The following is a 20,475-nucleotide window of genomic DNA, read 5'->3' as shown; positions in this document are numbered from 1 at the left end:
CTGTGACTGCCCCCTTCGCCTATTCTGTTTCTGCCTGATTTCTTAACGGCAAGGCATTTCGGTTACTGTAACCGGATATACGGCAGATCCGCAACCATCGCCTCCTGATACGGTTAACGTATACCCACCAGTTACCGGCAGATTCGGCGCTACGATTGGATAGGTACCCGGCGTACGGAATACATAACTGAATACATAGCCATCAGGGCCCGTGAATGTAAAGCGGGTGCCGGTAGCCGTGGCCGTCAGAACACTCATACAGCCACCCGTGCTCTTATTCATACTGCCCACCTGGACATTGGTTGCCGATGGGGTGATTCCCGCGTTGACGGTATGCGTAGCAACGGCAACGCAGCCCGTATTCACTAAACCACTTACCGTGTAACTACCTGTTTTGGTGATCACGAATACACCGGTTGTGTTCGTCTCCATAAAGTCCGGACCGACGGCTGTATAGCTGGTCGCCCCGCTGGCTGTCAACGTAACACTTGATGCCCCGCAACCAACAGCGCTTCCGGAAGCAACCATAGCCAATGGAGGCAATGTACCGGCGACAACCGTTGTCTGTGCCGTCGCGGTGCATCCGTTCACATTAGCCACGAGTACGGTATATGCTCCTGCCTGCGTAGCGATTGCGGTTGTACCGGTGCTGCTTACGACACCGTTCGGTCCGGTGAACGTGTAGCTGCTTCCGCCACTGGCCACCAGCGTAGCTACAGATGCACAGGTCACTGCGCCGTTCGCCGCCAGCGAAGCCATTGGTGCAATGGTGTTAGAAGTAACGCCCGCCGAAACAGTGGCGCTGCATGTATTGCTATACGACCCAATAACTGTGTATACTCCCTCAACACTTACGACAGCCGTGTTTCCGATAACCGGACTCGCCAGACCGGGACCGAGCAGCGTGTAGCTTGTTGCCCCGCTGGCCGTTAGCGTCGCACTGGTTTGCGCACAGGTCAATGTACCCGACACGACCAGACTTACCGATGGCACCGACTGATCGGCAGCAACCGTTACGGTTGTTGTTGACGGACAGCCGTTGGCATTGGCGACTGTTGCCGTGTATGATCCCGCCTGATTTACCACAACCATGCTGGTTGTCGCCGGTGTGGCCAGGCCAGGACCGGCAATCGTATAGCTCTGTCCGCCGGAAGCCGTCAGTGTCACGCTGGTTTGTGTACAGGTCAGGGTATTGCTGGCTACCAGGCTGGCCGTCGGGGTAACGGTATTTGACGTTACCGTAGCCGTGGCGCTAGCCGTAGCGCTCGTTACCTGATCCGTTACGATAACGGTATAGGTCCCTGCCTGATTTACGGTTGCTGACGTTGCACTTTGTGAAACTATACCTGCCCCGACGACTGTATAGGTAAACGGACCCGTTCCGGTCACGCTGGCGGTCAGGGTTACGGTCGGGTTAGCACAGGTCACCGTACCGCTCGCGGCCAGGGCCACGGTCGGTGCAGGCAGTTGCGACAGGTCGAAACGGGCAGCAATCGGGTTGTGGTCCGAGGTGGTCGTGCCATAGCCCGGGATGCTGAACGGCTGCAGTACATACATCGAATTGCTCAGGTAACCACGGTTCAGGTCATTCGACACAATCATGTGATCGATAAAGCTGGCCGACGAGTTAAATGTCGAGCAGTTTTGCAGTTCAAGCGGCTTCGTCAGCGTTGCGTAATTGGTTTCATCAGCCACGAAACTGTTGAACGACGAGATAGGCGATGCGGTGTAAATAGATGCCGTTGCCTTGTCGTTATAGTCGCCCAGCATCACAATGTTTGCGTTTGGATACTGTGTATCCAGCACGGTTTTCAGATCATTGTAATCCTGACGACGGCGTGTGAAGTCAGCCGATGCACTGCCTGATTTCGCGTGAATAACCACTACGTGAATTTTCCGCGTAACGCCGTTGATGGTTGCATTGGCCACAAACATATACGGCAAACGCCCTGACGCCCAGCCATTGCCGGTCGGATAGGTATAGGTAGAACTCGAATTAAGCAGCAACGCTTTCGTTTCCGATGGAATTGGCGTAATCGTAGCGGTATTGTAGATGACACATACTTTCTGACCGTATGCCGTCGGCCCGAATACTTTTCCGTTCGTTACCGTTTGCTGGCATTCGTCCTGGAAAAAGTACGAGAATTTGTCGGAGCAGGCATAACTGTAGCTGCCTGGAATACTGCTCACCATCTGGGCAAACAGGTTAATATCACTCACTTCCTCCGTAGCGATGATGTCGGCATTCAGTTTGTTGATTACCGTGGCCACGTTTGTTTTCTGGAGGGCTTCATTCAGCGGTCCCTGATCGTCGTAGGCATAGGTACCCTGCGCACAGGTGATTGATCCGGCATCGGCCCCGAAAAATTCCACGTTCCAGGCCGCAATGTCGAGGGTTTTATCAGCCGTCAGCGTCGTTGACCCCGGAATAGCACAGGTCAGATCGACCGGAGCCGTAGCGCCCGACACATCCGATAACAGACGCGGCATCAATTCATTGATATTGGTAACCCCGCTGGTGTAATGTTCACTGATCCCGATGATGGTAGCCGAAGCAGGCTTACCGGCGCCGTTGACACCCGACTGCGCTTTGATATATAAGGTACCGGACGCACCATCGGCCGTCAGCGGGTAAGTTGTCGGGGAGAAACTGGTACCCGTTCCGCCAATCGCCGCATTATCCACCTGAACCAGCCAGCCTTCGTTTGCCGTCAGCTGATCTAAGGTAACTACTTTCGGCGCCGGCGGGGTAAGTCCCGTCTGCACCACGGAGAAACTGGTGATTACCAGTTCACGGGCACCCTGATATACCGTTACCGAACCGGTTGCCTGTACCCTGTCGCCCAGCTGCACCTGATTTCCGTAAGCCGTTGAGGCATTATAAAACGCGATACCACCGGTTTCATCCTGTACATAGAACAGGTTACCGCCAAACTGACTGCTGACGGTCACCTGCCCGCGCAGCGTTACGACACTGTTTACGGCTACCGTACGGGCCTCTGCCATCGTAATCAAACCACCGATTGACACCGAGTTACTGACGGTACCACCTACCGTTACTGCCGCCGACAGACCGTTTGCGGCATGCGTAATTGAGCCATTCACGGATCCGACGGTTTCACCAGTCAGGTGAACATAGATGGTTGCCAGCGTAGTGGAGGCCGGCAGCGTTAACGACGAGGCAAAATCGATTCCTGACACCTCGCTTACTTCGACACCGGCCGGCGCAACGATAACAATGTCTTCAGTCAGGTTCGTCGCTGTAAGTGTATAGGTCTGTTCGTCAGACAATGTACCCTGGGTAGTGGTGAAGCTGTTCAGCGTAACGGGCTGGACCCGTAATACCTTCGTGCCGGCAGCCAGCACCGTACCACTGACCGGAATCATCACCGGCGTGGTGCCACCGCCCGAAATTGTCAGCGTAGTGGCATAGGTATCGCCGATGGCAATGCTGTTATTCAGCCGGACAATCAGGTTTGTGGCCGCCAGGGCAGAGCCGGTATAAGGCAGGCTGGCCGTGGCGCCGAATGCGGTTCCATCCGTCGACACGGCAAAGTTTGTGGCATCTGATGTGGTCACGGTGATATTACCGGCGTCCGGCGTCAGGAATTTACCGCTTACCGTAACCGTCCGGCTCGCCGGGCCGCTGCCGGCAAAATATTCCAGTCCGTTAGCGCCTGTTAATGACGCTGGTGTTACCGTCAGAACCGGCTGAACCGGGCTGTAGGTTAATGAAAAGTCGTCAATACCGGTAGTCGGGCGGTTTCCTGAGCCGCTGCTGGACGATAGGGCAACAATCCGCACCCAAACCGGTGTGTTTACATTATCCAGGGCAGTACCAAAATCAACACCGATGGTATTATTGCTGACAGCGCTCCCCCCCACTGTCAACGGGCCGGTTACCGTCAATGCGGTAAAAGAGGTTGGCGTCTCGCCGAATCCATAGTCAACCCGCCAGGTAGTTACCCGTGGCGACGAAGCATCAAGGCTTTGTAATTTAAAGGTCAGACTGAAACTTTGGAAGCCGGTTGTTCTGGCCAGTTTAGCCGTGAAAGCCGCCCCCGGATCGCCAAGTGATCCCGACTGCCGGACACCGAGTGCACGGTCGGTTGCGTTACCCTGATCAGTCGTTGATGCCGACAAACCAATGTCCCCGGATGCCAGGTTTTTGAAGGAGCCGCCGGTATTGTTCCAGAGCGTCGGTGCAACTGTCAGCAGTTGTGTTGATCCGAGACCGGTAGCCGTAGCTCCTGTCCGTACTGACCAGCCGGTTGGCAGTTGTGTGCCGATGCCGTCAAAATTCTGGGTGTAGCTTCCTCCGGTCAGGACAATCTCACCGGTTGAGCTAACCGAACCACTGACCGGAACAACGGCACTTAACGAGCCGCTCACGTTAGTGATATTTCCGCTGAATGCACCGGTGTTCAGTCCGGTAAGACGCGCCGTGATCGTCGCGCTGGTTGTTGATGACGCCAGCGTAAGCGACGAGCTGAATGAGGTACCATTTGAACTGATTTCAATGCCTGTCGGTGCAGAAACAACCAGTGCGGCTGTCAGGGCTGTTGCCGAAACAATATATGACTGGGTTGCCGACGGCGTTCCCTGGGTACCAGCTAAGGTTAAGCCTGCGCTATTGACTGTCAAGGCAGCCGGTGGGTTTACCGTACCGCTCACCGGTACCGTAGCCGTTAAGCCGGTACTGACATGAGTAACCGTCCCGGTGAAACTACCGACCGCGGCACCCGTCAGCCGGACAAATACGCCCTGACTTACCGAACCACTCACCGGCGAAACCGTTGTTGTACTGGCATATGCGGAGCCGTTCAGGCTGATTTCATACCCTGCTGGCGCCGAAACCGTTACCGGCCCTGTCAGATTTACGCCGTTAACGGTATAACTCTGGGCCGTTGACGGGGTGCCGATTGCGGTAAAAAAACCACTCAGGTTCACGGGGTTTGTGTTCAGTGCCGGAGCCGTATTTGATGTGACCGTGCCGGTTATTGGTACACTAGCGGTTGCCCCGCCCCCTTCGAAGGTTAATGTGGCAGAGTAAGTGCCGACTGACAAACCTGCCGCTAACGTAACAGTTAATGAAACAGGGGGTAAAGCTGAGCCGGAAAAAGGGATAGAGGTCGGCGAAACCGATACAGCTGTTGATGTGCTTAAGGCAGTTATTGTCCCTGTCGCTCCGGTAAATACCCCACCGGACAGTGAGACGGTTCTACTCGCCGGCCCACTGCTTTCCATGTAGGTAAACCCATTATTTCCTGTAAGCGCTGACGGTGTAGCCGTGAGCGTAGGCGTAGTTATACAAAGACTTACAGCAGTTGATGAATTTCGGGGATTAGGTGCTCCCTTAGCAAAATCTGCCGTATTATTATTATTATCAATACACCCATTAGAAGCCCTTAAGATAGCGCTGGTAGCACTTGGAGCAGAAGCGGAAGCAGTTCCTTCAAAACATGTTGTAGTACTTCCATATCCAACAAAATCAACTATTGTAGCTCCGGATGGACATGCTCCACTCAAGGCATTTGTTGTACTAACTAATGCAACTTTTCCATCTGTTGCACTTAAATTCATATTCCCGTTTACGTCTATTGCAGGCAAAGAAGCGCCAACAGTAGTATTATTTGAAGCTCCTGAAACTAACAAGTATCCTCCAACCGGAATAGTTATGTTGGGTAAGTCAGTTTTTGCAGTCCATGTAGTTCCATTGGATGATGTATACTGAACAGACCAACCACTTATATTGACCGGATAAGCTCCACGGTTAAATAACTCAACAAAATCATTTCGATACGTTGCGCCTGAGTTCCCGCCGCCTCCATATACCTGACTGATTACAATCTGCCCCCAAGCGCTCCCTCCGCCCAGAAAAACAATAAATACTAAAATAATCCAAAATTGCCTGTATAGACGTGTTGTCATGAAGTTATTCGGTTTAACTTAGACAAAACTACGTATATTCCAGTAATTCAGATGTTATCATAGTACTATTAAAAGCTAACTTTCACTTAATATTTAAGTAATACGCATAACAATAATTATTAAAAACAATAAAAAGTAACATTTTTACAAAACCAATATATAAAATAAAGTTACCACACCTACTCTAGCAAATAAAGAGTCTATCATTTTTTATTATAGTTTCTCAAACGAAAAAACGCTGAGGAATAACCGGTGAATAACAAAAAAATATATCTTCATAATCCTATTTTTTCTACCCATCTGACTATGCGTTTTGACTATATCATTGTGGGAGCGGGTTCGGCCGGTTGTGTATTGGCGAACCGGCTTTCTGAAAATCCTGCTACGACCGTACTATTGCTCGAAGCTGGCGGACCGGATACAAAAATGGAAATCCATATACCGGCGGGCTATGCGAAACTACACCGCTCCGCCGTCGACTGGGGATTCTGGAGCGAACCCCAGGCCGCACTCAACGGTACCCGAATTTACCTGCCCCGCGGAAAAACGCTGGGCGGCAGCAGTTCTACCAATGCCATGGCCTATGTCCGGGGGAATCGCGAGGACTACAATGACTGGGCAAGAGCCGGTAACACGGGCTGGCGCTACGACGACGTACTTCCGTATTTTATCCGTTCCGAGCACAATCAGCAGGCGGCTCAGCTTGACCCTGCCTATCATGGTACCGACGGGCCACTGTCGGTAGGCTATGCGACCCGCTTCCGGACGCCGCTCGCCGGCGCCTTTGTCAATGCCTGTCAGCAAACCGGTATTCCGCTCAACCATGACCCCAACGGCCCCGGGCAGAATGGCGCCGGACTACTCCAGTTTACCATCAAAGACGGCAAACGTCAAAGTACTGCAACTGCTTTTCTGAAACCAGTGCTCACCCGACCGAATTTGAAAGTGGTCACCAACGCCATGACCAAACAAGTATTACTCGACAAAGACAGAGCCGTTGGCGTTGAGTTTTTTACGGGTAAACATGCGACCGAAAAAGCCTATGCCAACCGCGAAGTGATCCTGTCGGCCGGGGCATTTCAGTCGCCGCATATTTTGCTGCTGTCCGGTGTCGGTCCTGCCCATACGTTGCGTCAGTACGGCATTCAGGTAAAACATGCGTTGCCGGGCGTCGGTAAAAACCTGCAGGACCATGCGTTTACCGGTGTCAGCGCACTGGCCTCACAACCCGTATCCACCAACCGTTTCCTGACGCCCTGGGGCCAGCTTTCGTCATTTATCCGGTATGCAATAACCAAAAGCGGGCCGCTCACCTGTAGCCCGCTCGAAGCCAATGCCTTCATCAACCTCGAAGCGCCGGACGACCGCGTCGATTTCCAGTTCCATTTTGCTCCCCTCCACCTCGGCAGCGATTACAAAGCTAATCTGTACGACATCAACACGCTGCCCCGCACCGATGGCTTCAGCATTCTGCCAATCCTGCTAAAACCCAAAAGCCGTGGCTGTGTCGGGCTGCGTTCGGCAAGTCCGCTGGATGCCCCCCTGATTCAGCCGAATTTCTACAGCCACGAAGACGACCGGCGGATGATGCTTAAGGGCATCCGGAAAGCCCTCGACATCATCGAAGCTGACGCCTTCAGTCAGTACCGCAAAAAAGTCATTATGCCGCCCAAACGCGTATCCGACGATGACCTGTGGCACCACGTACAGCGGCTGACTGAGGCACTTTACCACCCTGTCGGGACGTGCAAAATGGGCACCGACGAGCTGGCCGTCGTCGATCCCGAACTGCGGGTCCATGGCATCGGCGGGCTGCGTGTGGTTGACGCATCCATCATGCCGACCATCGTCTCGGGCAACACCAACGCGCCCGTCATCATGATCGCCGAAAAAGCGGCAGATTTAATAAAAAAATAATCAACTTTTGTCATCCCGACGCAGGAGGGATCTCTGGACGTAGAATGCGATAAGATCTGCGCAACGGCGACCCAGTCCTCCTGTCGGGACGACAGACATGTTGCTTTGGCTATTGAAAGTACTCATAATACAAAAAAGATAGCCCCTTTGCCCCGTTTTCCCGTAGTAGATGCAGGTTAGTAATCCGCTGGCCGGAAGTTATTTATGAAACTCCTGCGCGTTTTTTTCCGTATCCTGAAGGTCCTGTTTATTCTCCTCCTGATCGTCGCCGGATATCTGCTGGCAGAACCGCTCTGGAATCATTTTGTCACCTACCCCACGCTCGAAGCTGACCGCGAGGCGCTATGGCAACAGTACCGGAAACCGCAGCATCCCATCCCACTACCTGATTACCAAGGCGTATTGCATGCTCACTGCTACTGGTCGCACGACAGCCGTGGTGTGCTTTCGGAAATCGTCCCGGCGGCAAAACAGGCACAACTCGATTTTCTCTTTTTCTCCGACCACAAACGGGCACCCCTCGACACTTTCCCCCGCGCCTACCACGGCACCTTCGACGGGCTGATTGTGGAGTCCGGTACCGAATCCGACGGCCTGATGGTTACGCCCCTGCGCCCGACGGTTATTAACTGGAAGCAGAGTCTGGATACCGTTATCCGGAGCGTGGTGGAGCCGGGCGGGCTGGTGCTGTATGTCCATACCGAAGAGCCCCACGATTGGGGAAATCCCGACTATCAGGCAATGGAAATTTATAACATCCACACCGACCTGATCGACGAAAAAAGCGGTATTCTGCCGTTTGTGCTGAATAGTATGGTCAACAGCGGGCGGTTCAAACACTGGGGCTACCGCGAGCTGTACGATGAACAGACGGCAATTCTCGCCCGCTGGGACTCCCTCAATCAACACCGCCGGATTGTCGGTATGGGCGCCGCCGATGCCCATAACAACCAAAGTATCCGCGCCCGCTACACCAAAGACGGCATGGTGGAATGGGTAGGCTCAAACGCCAAAACGATGCGTATTGTCAAACCGGGTTTGCTGGAAAAGCTATTACTGGGCAAACCCGACGCGGCCGGCTGGGCCTACAAAGCCGAACTCGACACTTATTTTCACTCCTTTAACTTCATTAATACCCACATTTTCTGCGATACGCTGTCGAGCCGTGCCCTGAAAAACGGTCTCGTGAAGGGCCATGCCTACATTTCTTTCGAAAATCTGGCAAAGGCAAAAGGCTTTGGCTTTTACAGCACCGATGCCCGCAGCCAGCTGAATGCAATCATGGGCGACTCCGTCAAAGCAACATCAGTCAGCAGGCTCAAAGCGGTTTCGCCGTATCCCGTCACATTCGAACTTTTCCGCAACGGCAAGCAGATTGACCGCAAAGAAAATGCTTACGATTATGCGTATTCTAAGCCTGTAACGGCCGGCAACTACCGCCTTGTCGCACGCGTACACCTCGGCGACAAATGGGTTCCGTGGGTCTATACCAACCCGATTTACGTCTACTGATTATGAAAAAACGGCTGAAGAAAATCGGAAAAATACTGGGCCTGACCCTCGTCGGCCTGACCGTTTTGGGCTACGTTTATTTCATCCTGCCGTTCTGGGGCATTCCCTTCAATCAGCAGCGCCACGGCCATCCGCCCCTGACTCCGGCATGGGCGCTCGAATGCTGGCTTTGGGAGGATGACCGGAATACCGCAGGCTATGTCGACTCGTTGCTGGCCGGTTATGCCGCCCACGATATTCCGGTCCGGACCATCCTGATTGACAGCCCGTGGAGCCTCCGATACAATGATTTCACCGTCGATACCAGCCGTTATCCGTCACCCAAACGATGGTTTACCGGCTTACAGGATAAAGGCTACCGCGTTGTGCTCTGGATGACGTCGATGGTTAACAGGTACAGCAAGGACACCAGAATGCAGGAGTCGGGGCCCTGGTTTGAGGAGGCGAAAGCAAAGGGCTACCTGGCCGGGAACGGCGAACAGATTAAATGGTGGAAAGGCAAAGGCGGCTTTATCGACTACACCAGTCCGGAGGCGATGCGTTGGTGGCGGGGCCTGCAACAACAGGTTTTCGACTTCGGTATTGACGGCTGGAAACTCGACGGCACCGGTACCCTTTTCCGGCAACAGTTTGGCCCGCTGCCCTTTTTATACCAGAAAACCGCCGGTGGCTGGATGACCACACGGCAGTACATGGATCACTACTACCGCGATGAATACAAACACGGCCTTACGCAGAATCCGGAATTTGTGACCCTGGCGCGGGCGATGGACCGTGGGTTCCACCCCGAAGGCTTTGCCCCGATTGATGCCTCGCCCGTCAACTGGGTGGGCGACCAGAAGCACTACTGGCAGACACCGGCCCGCGCCGGTGGCGGGGAAGCATCCGGAAAAGACATTGCCCTCGGCGGTGTACAAGGGTTCGAATCGGCGATCCAAAGTATTCTGAAAAGCGCGGCCCTCGGCTACAATATCATTGGCTCCGACATTGCCGGTTTTTCCGGCGACAGCATTCCGCCACGGCTGTATATCCGCTGGGCGCAGTTTTCGGCCTTTTGCGGGCTGTTTCTGAACGGTGGCCACGGCGAACGGGCCCTCTGGAAACGCAGCCGTCAGGAACTCGGAATTATCCGGACCTATGCGTGGCTGCACACCGAGCTGATTCCGTATATGTACAGTTACGTGGTATCGGGGCATAAGGGAGGGCCTGTCCTGCAACGCCCCGTCGACGGCAAATACCATTATTTGTTTGGCGATCACCTGTTAGTCGCTCCGGTTTACAAAGATGATTTGACCAATACAGTGACGCTGCCGGCCGGTCAGTGGCGGTACTGGTTCGACGACGGCAAGCTACTGGACGGCGGGCAGACCCTGACCCGCGACTTCCCGCTGGCGCAGTTTCCGGTGTTTATCCGGGAAGGAGCCGTGATTCCGCTATCGGTCAAACGCGCCTACACGGGGCTGGGCGACAGTCTGTCGGCAGGTTACCTGACGTGGCTGGTGTATCCGAAGGGCAACACTGCCTTCACCACCTACGACACCAAAACGCAGGAACCCCTATCGCTGGCGGTTGGGCAACAAGGCAATACCATACGCATACAGTTTACGGGTAAAAAGCAACCGCATATTCTTCGCATCCATCTCGACAAACCACCCGTTAAACTTATCTGCGACGGTCACCTGCTCCGCAACGATGAGTACCAGTATCTGTCCGCGCAAAAGAAACTGATCATCAAAACCCGCACCTATGCGCAGGGAAGCTATAAAATCTTCTTATAAATCACAGCGGACAAAAAGAGCAGAATAAACCTCTGTGTCCTCGGTGCAAACCTCCGTGTTCTCCGTGGTTAAACGTAAACGTTATAATGCGCCAGCGCCGCCCTGAACGAATCTGCGATGGCCTTTGCCAGGCTGGCTGGTTGCAACACGGTCAGGTCTTCACCGTAGCTGCGCAGGTGCATCATCAGGTCACGGTTGGGAGCCAGCCGCAGCCGGACGACACAGGCCTCATCGGTATCGCTGAGCACTTCCTGCGTCTGGTGAATGGGTTTGGCCTTGACATAACGCCCCCGCAACGGCGTGAACGACAGAACAATATCTTCTACCGGGCCACTGCTGTCGGTAATGCCGTAAATATGGTTAAACAACTCACTGACGTTGTTCATGATGGATTCGGGTACGTTACAGGGCTCATCCAGAATTTCCAGATCGCTCATCCGGTCGAGCGCAAAGGTCCGCTCCTGCCCCGTTTTTTCATCATAACCAATCACATACCAGCTATCCCAGACCTCCCGCAGCAAAATCGGGTGCAGGGCCCGCAAGCGGGGTAACTCTTTTTCCTGAACCGCCTTCGGGTCGTTGTTATCGTACTTACTGTAGCGGAAGGCCACCTGCCGGTTCTGGTTCACAGCCCGGATCAGGACAGGTACGAAATGCCGGTTGCCGCCCAGTATGCGCTCTTCGACATAAACAACCCGCCGCGTAGGCGTATCCGTTTTCACCTCGCGGATAATGTCGAGGCTTTGGCGTACTTTCTGCAAGGCGTTACTGAGTTCGTCGGCTACCGAATCGCCCTGTGTCGCGGCCAACACTTCGCGCGCATAGTCAAGCGCCTCCATGTCGTCGGGGTTCAGCATCAGTGTCAGGAGCCTGAACTGTGGATCGGTGTAGTAATAACCGTCTCTTCTTTTATCATAGGCAATCGGCGCGTCGTGGTCCTCCCGCAATCGCTGTATGTCTTTTTCAAGCGACGACACCGAACGGATGCCGCATTTATCGCGGCAGATCTCGAACAACCGCTGTTTGGAAAACTGCTTTGGATACTGACTGATCAACTCATCAATCAGGCGGTAACGCTGAAAGGCAGATCGGGTAATGGGCATGGGCGAATGAGTGAATGAGCGATAGAGTGAATGAGCGACCCGTTATTGCGCTTAATGGGCATGACATCAATCCCTCGCTCAGGTATACTATTGCTACAATTTTACTAAAAAAATTATCTCCTGAAAAGAAGAACGTAAAAAGATTACGTTTTTGCTCCTGTACCTTTGTTCCATCAGTAAACAACAGATACCCATGAACGCCAAGAAAGCGCTGCCTCCGTTGAAGCAGCGCTTTCTTTTTCAGGATGCCTATGGGTTAGTTGGCCGTCAGCCAGCCCATGAGCGAGCTGCCGTCGGCGTATTTAATATTTTCAATTTTCCAGCGCTCCTTTTCCTGCCGCAGCAGGAACTGCACCTTCTGTTTCTCTCCGAAATTTTCGAACGACACCGTAACCGTGGCCAGTCCGTTCTGGATGGCGGCCTTGCCGAAAGACCGGTTTTTAATGTCGGTATCCTGCGCATTATACAGCGGATCGGCTCCGATGGCGCCGACTTCATCCTGGTGCGACACCACATCTTTCCAGATCAGATCGGCCAGTTTTCTGACAAAATAAGTATCAACCGATGCGCGGCTCCTGGTCTGAAAAAACGGACTTTGGTCCTGATCGTGGTGTTTGTAAAGGTCTTTAACAACCGATTCCGGCGTTTGCACAGGGGTTGGCTGTACTTGCGAAAAGGCACTAACGCACCCTAACCAACAGATTATGAGGGCAATAAAACGTGTATACATACGGCTTAGGCTTTAGACCGGAAATATGCAGAAAAAGAGCGGAAAAATATTTTCTGAGTAAAAAATTCAGAAAAAAAGAAGAACATAAAAAGATTACGTTCTTGTGGGTGAATCTTTGTATCACCAAGGACAACACGTAAACTGAATGCTAAACAACAAAGCGCATGAACACCTCATTCCAACTCCGATCATCGTTACCCGCCAGCCCGGTTATGGGCCGGTCAACTGGTTCAGCCGAAACACGGCCGCACCGTAAACCCGCCAGCTTATCGGCCAACCAGCTCATGGCCGTTGAACTTGGCCTTTACTTACTGGCAGAACTTACCCCGACAGCTTCTCCGGCTATACTCCCTGGTCTGCTGACCACCACCACACCCTCCGACGTTGTCCGGCCTGTCTGGACAGCGAAACAACTTCGTTACCTCAACCGCGCCCGCCTGCTGATCGGCCAGTTTATGCAGCCGGCCCTGTGGCAAAGCCAGCTTGAGCGCTATGCCAACCTGCCGGAACACCTGCAGGCGTATGATATCAGCCAGGACCGGGCACGGTTCTCGACCAAAAAAGTCGGCTTCAGCCGCAACCGCATCTTTACCCTGAAACGTTTGTTTGACTAATCGCCCGAACACAATGTACCGCATTAGCCTGCCCCCTGCACAAAACGCCCAAAATCAAGCCATAACCAACCACACAAACCCTATGCTTGGCTCTGTTATTCAACGCGTTAAAGACTGGATCAATCCGGCCGACGCCCTGAAAACCATCCAGACAGTTACCGTACCGGCAGCGTCGGTCGCGGCTACGGTGTCCTCTACCCTGACCCCGCAGCAGGCAGCCAGTGTCAGCCGGAAACCCGTTCTGCGCGTCAGCAAGCTGATTATGGTAACGGCCGAAAACAACAACAAATACTATGAAATGCGTGAGCAGGCCGACGGTACGTTTACGGTCGAATATGGCCGGATCGGCGGGTCAAAAGCCGTAGCGACTTACCCGATAAATCAGTGGGATAAAAAATTCCGGGAAAAAGTAGCCAAGGGTTATGTCGACCAGACCCACCTATTTGCCGTGCAGGGGCCGTCGACCGATGCCGGCAGTATTAAAGACGATGCCGTTCGGGGCCTGATCAGCCGGCTGATGGAACTGGCCAACCGGTCTATCTCGCAGAACTACGTGGTGACGGCCGATCAGGTAACGCGCAAGCAGGTAGAGCGGGCCCAGGAGATTCTCGATGAACTGGCAGCGATGCTCCGGCAGGATCTCGATCCGCAGGTATTCAACGCCAGACTGATTGAGCTCTTCAAGATCATTCCGCGCAAGATGGGAAAAGTTAATGACCACCTGCTGAAGATCAAACCCACGGACAAGGACGCGCTTCAGCAGTTGCACAACCAGGTATCGGGCGAACAGGATACGCTGGATGTCATGCGCGGCCAGGTGGAAATGAACGAGCAGCAGGCAGGCCCCGACGAAGCGCCCAAAGACCTGCTGGCCAGCCTTAACCTGACCGTTGCTCCGGTCACCGACGATCGGGTAATTACACTCATCAAGCGCATGATGGGCACCGATGCCGACAAATTCGATGCGGCGTTCAGCGTTCGTCAGGAGCTGACCCAAACCGCGTTTGATGCCCACGTTGGCCAGAGCCATAACCCGAAAACGCAGTTGCTCTGGCACGGCAGCCGCTCCGAAAACTGGATGTCGATTCTGAAAAACGGACTGGTACTGCGACCGGCCAGCGCTGTGATCACGGGCAAAATGTTTGGTTATGGCATCTATTTCGCCGACCAGTTCAGTAAATCGCTCAACTACACCTCACTCCACGGAGCCACGTGGGCACGGGGCAACCAGCGTGAAGGCTACCTGGCTATTTATGAAGTCCATGTCGGTGAACAACTCGAACTGACTCAGCACGAATTGTGGCATATGTCCCTGGATCAGGAAGCGTTACACAAGATCAACCGGCGCTACGATTCAGTATTTGCCCGCCGGGGTATCAGCCTGCTGAAGAATGAGTATATCGTGTATAACCAGGCGCAGTGCACCGTGCGCTACATGGTCAGAATTAAGCTATAATGAATTGGCAACAACGTATTCGAAACCTAATTAATCGCACTCGTGCGTATTTCTTTCCGATGAAAGCTGGACTGAAGAAAATCGACAAACAAGCCGTTCGAATGGCGGCCACCACCCTGATTCTGGCAGAAGGCAGCACCACCACGCTTGGCGTGAAGCTCTATCTGCGTCAACGCGGTTATGAAGTATATCAGTCCGACGTCTCTGAGTGCCTCTTCGACGTTGCCCGGCGCGAAGGCTGGTCGGTTAACGACAACGGATCGTTCCGGGTCTATTATTTCCCCAGCCTGCGACTGATGGCCCAATAAAACACGGCGCGGCCGCCGGTGATGGCCGGATTGAGGAGCATTGCGGATAGTATTCCGTTTTCAGATAATTACGGTAGTTTGGTTCTAACTAACAACCCCCGGTCAGTGTCTGGCCGGGGGTTTTCGTTTATGAGGATTTAACCACAAAGACGGGAAGCGTTACAAAGGATTTTTAACCACGAAGAAAGGAAGATAAGAAGCCGCACAAAGATTAAATAATTCCGGATACAGGAAACACATAAAGCATAATTTCACAGAAAACACCTTCGTGCTCCTTCCCGCCTTTCTCTCTTTGTGGTTATAAAAAAACTTCGTGCTGCTTCCCGTCTTCCCGTCTTCGTGGCTAATATTGAGCGACTTGCCGAAAAAAAAGTAAGAATTTTCTGACTATTTTCAGAAGAACGTAAAAAGATTACGTTTATGGGGTTGCATCTTTGTTATGTACAGTAAACAACAACCCTATGAACGTCATGCCAACTTCCGTAAATGCCACAAATCCTTACTCATACACGGCAAACCTGCTGCGTTGGCAGGAGCCGATGGCCTTTAGTCTGCGCTACCGGTATAACCTGCCGGGTCAGTTAGCAAACCGGATGCTGAACGTAGAACTAGGCTTATATGTACTTTCAGAACTGATGCCTTATGCGCCGGCCGAATCACTGCCGGACCTGTTAACCGGCGAAGGCTCGGCCTACCGGAACCGTCCGGTCTGGACACCCCGCCAACACAGTTATCTGCAGCGTGTGCGTGTGTTACTGGCGCCCTATCAGAATCGTCTTGTGTGGCAGAACGCCCTTCAGAAATACGGTACGCTTTCGCCGGAAGCGCGGCTGTTCTCGGTGCATCCGTTCAGCGGCCTGAACACCGAAATCAGCAGCTATTCCCTCCGCGAGCGCCTTGCCCTGCTTCGCAGAGCCTTGCTGGTATAATAAACCTGTACCACGGAATGATATTCCGTGGACCGTCAGGCCATAAAAGCCTGTGCGGCACAGAATATCATTCCGTGGTACAGGTTAAAACGCGTAACGCAGCGTAACGCCGTAGGTACGCGGGTCACCGACGATACCGGCATAGTGACCGGCACTGCCCGGCGCAGCCAGCAACTGCTCATAGTAGTTGACATTAAACAGGTTACGCCCCCACACAAAGATGGTTACCCCATTCGATGCCCGGAAACCTAAACGACTGTTGACGAGGCTATAGCCATCAATATTCAGGTATTTCGATGGTGACGGACTCGATGAGAACGATGACCGGTAGAAACCATCTACACCGAAGAAATAATTACCTTTCAGACTGATCAGGTTGCCACGGGCGGTTACTTCGCCGCCAACCGAACCCGACCATTTCGAGATACCGGGCAATACACCACCCGACACATCTTTGAATGCCTGCTCTCCACCGGTCTCTTCCAGCGGCACCGGCGCATTTTTAAAGGACACATATTTGCCGTCAGTATACGCTACTGCTGCATTCAGCGTCAGACGATTGGCCACACGGATATTGCCGTCCAGCTCAACGCCCAGTACCCGTACCTTCTCCGCATTGGCCAGGTAACCACGGTTCACACCCGGTTCCGGTGTCTGGACCTGTGTCTGGTAATCTTTGATATCGGTGTAATGGAAGGTCAGGTTCAGTACCGAATTTGGCGATGGTTTTGTTTTGAGGCCCAGCTCCCGGTGCGTCACAAACTCAGGTTTTACCTTCGCCAGATCCAGCAGTACCTGACCGCTCGCCGTCGGCAAACCACCAATGTTTACTCCAACCGGCTTGTAGCTTACCGAAAAGGTACCAAATGCATTAATGGCATTAGTGGCCTTGTATTGCAGCGTCAGCTGACCCGAGAAATTGCCGCCATCTACTTCTGTGTCGAACGCCTGATTGGTATAAACAGCATTTTTCAAGGCAACCAGAGCGGGGTCAGTGGTTTGCAGACCGCCGTAAGTCTGGCGGCTATAGTTGGCAATCTTCTTATCGTAGTTGTAGCGGACGCCAGGCAACAGGTGGATACGGCTGGTGATTGCCCAGTCGGCCTGGCCAAATACCGCCAGACTGGTACTACGAATCCGGTTGGTTGTCCGGATGCCGAAGTTATCGAACAGGCCCGGTGTTTTCCAGAGGGCACTAGTCGAACTCTGGGCAAAACGCCACTGCGCCGAACCTGCTTCTTCGGTCTGCACCGGATCCGATTTCAGATCCTGCCAAAGGCCGAATACGCCTACAACACCGCTCAGGCGTGGCGACACACGACCCGCATACCGGATCTCCTGCGACCACTGATCATGGATGGAGTTACCGGCCGAAATGGTAAACACCGGCAGACCAATGTAATCACGATCATTGAGCGGAGTCCAGTGCCAGTAGCGCCAGGCTGATGTTGAGGTCAGTGTTCCGCCACCGATTTTAATGTCAGCATTAACCGATACACCACCCAGCTGGTTATCTGCCTTCGACGGCGTATCCAGATCAACAATGCGTTCAAAAGCACTCGAATAAGGGAGTTTATAACCCAGATCGGCAATAATGGCGTTGAACTGACGATAAGCGGCTCGTTTTGTAGGCACTACACCCGCAACCGGCCAGCCATAACCATTTGGCTTCTGGTCAGACACGTCACCGATAAGGGTGATTTTAACGTTTTCTGTCGGCGTATAAAGAAGTTGGCCACGGAAACCGATGTTGTTGATGTCGTTGATCCGCTGTTGTGTATGAACGTTGTAAAATGTTCCGTTGCGTTGAGTACCGGTAAACGATACCCGGGCCGCCAGTTTTTTGCTCAGGGGCCCTGTTAACGAGCCTTTTGCCTGTAGAAAGCCATAGTTCCCATAACTCAGTTCAAAGCTTCCGCCAGGGGTGAACGCGGCAGCGCGGGTAGTAATGTTAAAGGCACCGGCCGTTGTATTTTTACCGAACAGCGTACCTTGTGGCCCACGCAATACTTCAACCTGCTCAATATCAACAAAATCAAGTGCCGTGGCGGCCGGACGGGCAAAGTAAACCCCGTCTACGTAAAACCCAACGCCGGGGTCAATGCCGTCATTGGTTAACCCGTAGGTTGAGCCCAGGCCACGGATGTTCAGGGTCGTATTCCGGGCATTTGATGCATACAGCTGAACGGTTGGCACCAGTTCTTTCAGCCGGTTTACGTTAAAGGCACCGGCATCTTCGGCCCGTGTACCGCCAATGACAGAAATCGGAATCGGTACATCCTGCGATGATTCCTGCCGACGGCGTGACGTAATGACCACGTCATCGAGCTGGTTTGTGCCTTCTGAAAGCTGAATTACCGTATTACTTTCATTGATGATTACCTCTTTCGTCTGAAAGCCAACAAAGGATATGACTACTGTAAACGGTAGTTTCTGGCCGGTAATGAGTTTAAACTGTCCGTCCTGATCGGTTGTACTGCCATTGGTGGTTCCTTTGATAGTGACGGTTGCTCCGATCAGTTGTTCTTTGGTGCGGGCATCCACAATTTTACCGCTAACCGTAGCATTAATTACCGGCGCATTCTGTGCCGATAAAAACAAGGGTGTCAGCAAAACCCCCAGTAACGCAAGTGATGTTAAAAATTGTCGCATAAAGGTAATTTTCTCCAAAATTCTCAGTGACAAATACAAGCTCTATAGAATTAATATTCTTTTAGAGTGGATTTTTGTTAGTCTAATTGCCCTACCTATTCTCCTAATACTCCTGGTACTAGATAGGGTTTTAGTGCTTTTAATCTATGATTTTTATAGATTTCTGCAAATTAAATGCCCTCAATACCTTTTATCCAAATCGATATCAGGAAAAAAGATAAAAAGTGGTCATTTTCTTGAATAATTACAATTATTTAAGCGTAGAGCCGCAAAATATTGCGGCTCCGCGTGCGTAAGATTTTGCGAAGGAATGCCCCATAGAGCCTGCTGACACAACATGAGACGCAATAGCTGGCGCAACATGAGACCGCAATAGCTGGCGCAACATGAGACGCAAAATGTTGCGTCTCTACAGGGCTTTTAACCAACTGATATTGCGTTCGACGATTTCGACCACGACGATGTCGGGTTTTTCGGTCTGTACCAGGGCGGGGTTCAGGTGGCTGCTGCGGACAAAATAGGCTTCCCGGAAGTAGCCGGGCAGAAACTGGGTCATGCTATGGCTGAATGAATCCCCGATAAAAAGCAATTTAGGGCGGTCGGGGGCGGTCCCGACAAAGCGTAGCGACGGAAATCCGTATTCATCATTCGGAACCGTGGCAGTTTGCGTGGAGGAAACTACCGGCGCCGGTTTAATTTCGTAGAAAACCGAGTCTTTCACTTCTTCCTGCAACGTCAGCATCTGCACCAAATCGCCACCGGCACCACGCATCTGTTTAATGGCATAATTGCCTGTAAACGGTACGGGGATCGCCGGCATATCCTGGCGAATGCGGTTCAGCAGGGCGGCACACCCAATGAGTGTCCCGTAATCGTTCCAATGGGTGTCGGTCTGGTAATAGACCACATGATCTTTTTTCGCCGCAATCAGTGTATCACGGATGTCGACCAGCGGGATCGTTGTATGGCTCGTCAGGTACTGTTTAAACACATCCAGCCGCGACGGTGCCGCTGAGGCGGCGACGTTGTCCGGCAGATTTTCAGGATAGATCGAGTGCGAGTCGGGGGCAATCATCACATAAAACCGGATGCCCTGTTTGGCCAGATCGCGCTGATAGGTCAGCAGACGGCTGGTAATGATCCGCGCCGAGTCGGCCGACAGCGGGTACAGGTTCCGGTGCTGATCGACGACGTTGTTGTAGCTGTTGCCCAGATAGTGCCAGCCGTTTTTACCAACAACTACTTTTTCGGGCAACGGCGATTCGCCCAGCAGCCGGTATTTCCAGCGGCTATAGGCGTAGAACAACGCATTCCGCCAGCCAAAGTTCTCTTTGTAATACTGATCGAACTGCCGGATAAAGGTATTGACATGCGGAAAGTGCAATACAGGCATCCCGCCTGTCCGGCGATTTTCGGTACTTTTAAACGCATTTGACAGCCCCAGCAACTGATCGGCCACTGGCATGATCAGCAGGGCAGCAAAGCCAAACGCCAGTATGGTAAAACGAGGTGATGACATCCGATTAGACTTGACTATTAGCTTTA

The 20,475-nt window shown here is 52.8% G+C and carries 12 protein-coding genes and 1 pseudogene; 7 read left to right on the top strand and 6 right to left on the bottom strand.

The genetic code is table 11. From position 1 onward, the window contains the following. Positions 1-42: 42 nt before the first annotated feature. Entirely contained in the window at positions 43-5,067 is a 5,025-nt protein-coding gene (locus BLX24_RS23510) for an endonuclease/exonuclease/phosphatase family protein (RefSeq protein WP_229201883.1), read from the bottom strand. A gap of 531 nt (positions 5,068-5,598) precedes the next feature. Then, positions 5,599-5,931 (bottom strand): annotated as a pseudogene (locus tag BLX24_RS34080) (lamin tail domain-containing protein); the annotation flags it as partial. 306 nt (positions 5,932-6,237) lie between these two features. On the opposite strand from BLX24_RS34080, the gene BLX24_RS23505 reads away from it, so the two are divergent. The 3 genes from BLX24_RS23505 (at position 6,238) to BLX24_RS23495 (ending at position 11,138) form a co-directional block, all read left to right on the top strand. Beyond that, complete coding sequence (locus tag BLX24_RS23505; protein WP_071505660.1) at positions 6,238-7,848, top strand: GMC family oxidoreductase; 1,611 nt, start codon at positions 6,238-6,240, stop codon at positions 7,846-7,848. Positions 7,849-8,052: 204 nt separating this feature from the next. Further along, complete coding sequence (locus BLX24_RS23500) at positions 8,053-9,360, top strand: CehA/McbA family metallohydrolase domain-containing protein (RefSeq protein ID WP_071505659.1); 1,308 nt, start codon at positions 8,053-8,055, stop codon at positions 9,358-9,360. A 2-nt stretch (positions 9,361-9,362) separates the two neighbouring features. Continuing rightward, entirely contained in the window at positions 9,363-11,138 is a 1,776-nt protein-coding gene (locus tag BLX24_RS23495) for a TIM-barrel domain-containing protein (protein WP_071505658.1), read from the top strand. A gap of 68 nt (positions 11,139-11,206) precedes the next feature. Here the strand turns inward: BLX24_RS23495 and BLX24_RS23490 are convergent, their stop codons facing one another. Together BLX24_RS23490 and BLX24_RS23485 are read right to left on the bottom strand one after the other, a co-directional pair. Next, the gene (locus BLX24_RS23490) at positions 11,207-12,241 is read right to left on the bottom strand and encodes a helix-turn-helix transcriptional regulator (RefSeq protein WP_071505657.1); all 1,035 of its coding nucleotides are present in this window, start codon (positions 12,239-12,241) and stop codon (positions 11,207-11,209) included. Between the two features lie 256 nt (positions 12,242-12,497). Further along, positions 12,498-12,893 carry a DUF3828 domain-containing protein gene (locus BLX24_RS23485; RefSeq protein ID WP_177225903.1) on the bottom strand — a complete coding sequence of 132 codons (396 nt, stop codon included), beginning with the start codon at positions 12,891-12,893 and terminating at the stop codon, positions 12,498-12,500. 242 nt (positions 12,894-13,135) lie between these two features. Here BLX24_RS23485 and BLX24_RS23480 point away from each other — a divergent pair, with 242 nt between their 5' ends. The 4 genes from BLX24_RS23480 (at position 13,136) to BLX24_RS23465 (ending at position 16,278) form a co-directional block, all read left to right on the top strand. Beyond that, entirely contained in the window at positions 13,136-13,585 is a 450-nt protein-coding gene (locus BLX24_RS23480; RefSeq protein ID WP_143092774.1) for a pPIWI_RE_Z domain-containing protein, read from the top strand. A gap of 82 nt (positions 13,586-13,667) precedes the next feature. Next, positions 13,668-15,041, top strand: coding sequence for an ADP-ribose polymerase (locus tag BLX24_RS23475; RefSeq protein ID WP_071505654.1), 1,374 nt, complete (start codon positions 13,668-13,670; stop codon positions 15,039-15,041). Positions 15,042-15,100: 59 nt separating this feature from the next. Continuing rightward, positions 15,101-15,349: a hypothetical protein gene (locus BLX24_RS23470; protein ID WP_071505653.1), complete on the top strand. Its 249-nt coding sequence runs from the start codon at positions 15,101-15,103 to the stop codon at positions 15,347-15,349. A 470-nt stretch (positions 15,350-15,819) separates the two neighbouring features. Then, a complete protein-coding gene (locus tag BLX24_RS23465; protein WP_229201881.1) occupies positions 15,820-16,278 on the top strand; it encodes a pPIWI_RE_Z domain-containing protein in 459 nt (152 codons plus the stop codon). Between the two features lie 84 nt (positions 16,279-16,362). Here the strand turns inward: BLX24_RS23465 and BLX24_RS23460 are convergent, their stop codons facing one another. Both BLX24_RS23460 and BLX24_RS23455 read right to left on the bottom strand, forming a co-directional pair. After that, on the bottom strand, positions 16,363-18,930 hold the full coding sequence (locus tag BLX24_RS23460; RefSeq protein WP_071505651.1) for a TonB-dependent receptor: 2,568 nt from the start codon (positions 18,928-18,930) through the stop codon (positions 16,363-16,365). Positions 18,931-19,339: 409 nt separating this feature from the next. Continuing rightward, the gene (locus BLX24_RS23455) at positions 19,340-20,449 is read right to left on the bottom strand and encodes an alginate O-acetyltransferase AlgX-related protein (protein ID WP_071505650.1); all 1,110 of its coding nucleotides are present in this window, start codon (positions 20,447-20,449) and stop codon (positions 19,340-19,342) included. Between the last annotated feature and the right edge of the window lie 26 nt (positions 20,450-20,475).

The sequence above is a fragment of the Arsenicibacter rosenii genome (genome assembly GCF_001870735.1).
GTDB classification, from domain to species: domain Bacteria; phylum Bacteroidota; class Bacteroidia; order Cytophagales; family Spirosomataceae; genus Arsenicibacter; species Arsenicibacter rosenii.
This window is presented reverse-complemented; position numbering and strand designations above follow the sequence as displayed.

Coding starts and splice junctions, on each gene's coding strand:
- BLX24_RS23455 (WP_071505650.1), bottom strand. CDS start 20,449: ATGTCATCACCTCGTTTTACCATACTGGCGTTTGGCTTTGCTGCCCTG.
- BLX24_RS23470 (WP_071505653.1), top strand. CDS start 15,101: ATGAAAGCTGGACTGAAGAAAATCGACAAACAAGCCGTTCGAATGGCG.
- BLX24_RS23500 (WP_071505659.1), top strand. CDS start 8,053: ATGAAACTCCTGCGCGTTTTTTTCCGTATCCTGAAGGTCCTGTTTATT.
- BLX24_RS23480 (WP_143092774.1), top strand. CDS start 13,136: ATGAACACCTCATTCCAACTCCGATCATCGTTACCCGCCAGCCCGGTT.
- BLX24_RS23505 (WP_071505660.1), top strand. CDS start 6,238: ATGCGTTTTGACTATATCATTGTGGGAGCGGGTTCGGCCGGTTGTGTA.
- BLX24_RS23475 (WP_071505654.1), top strand. CDS start 13,668: ATGCTTGGCTCTGTTATTCAACGCGTTAAAGACTGGATCAATCCGGCC.
- BLX24_RS23465 (WP_229201881.1), top strand. CDS start 15,820: ATGCCAACTTCCGTAAATGCCACAAATCCTTACTCATACACGGCAAAC.
- BLX24_RS23460 (WP_071505651.1), bottom strand. CDS start 18,930: ATGCGACAATTTTTAACATCACTTGCGTTACTGGGGGTTTTGCTGACA.
- BLX24_RS23495 (WP_071505658.1), top strand. CDS start 9,363: ATGAAAAAACGGCTGAAGAAAATCGGAAAAATACTGGGCCTGACCCTC.
- BLX24_RS23490 (WP_071505657.1), bottom strand. CDS start 12,241: ATGCCCATTACCCGATCTGCCTTTCAGCGTTACCGCCTGATTGATGAG.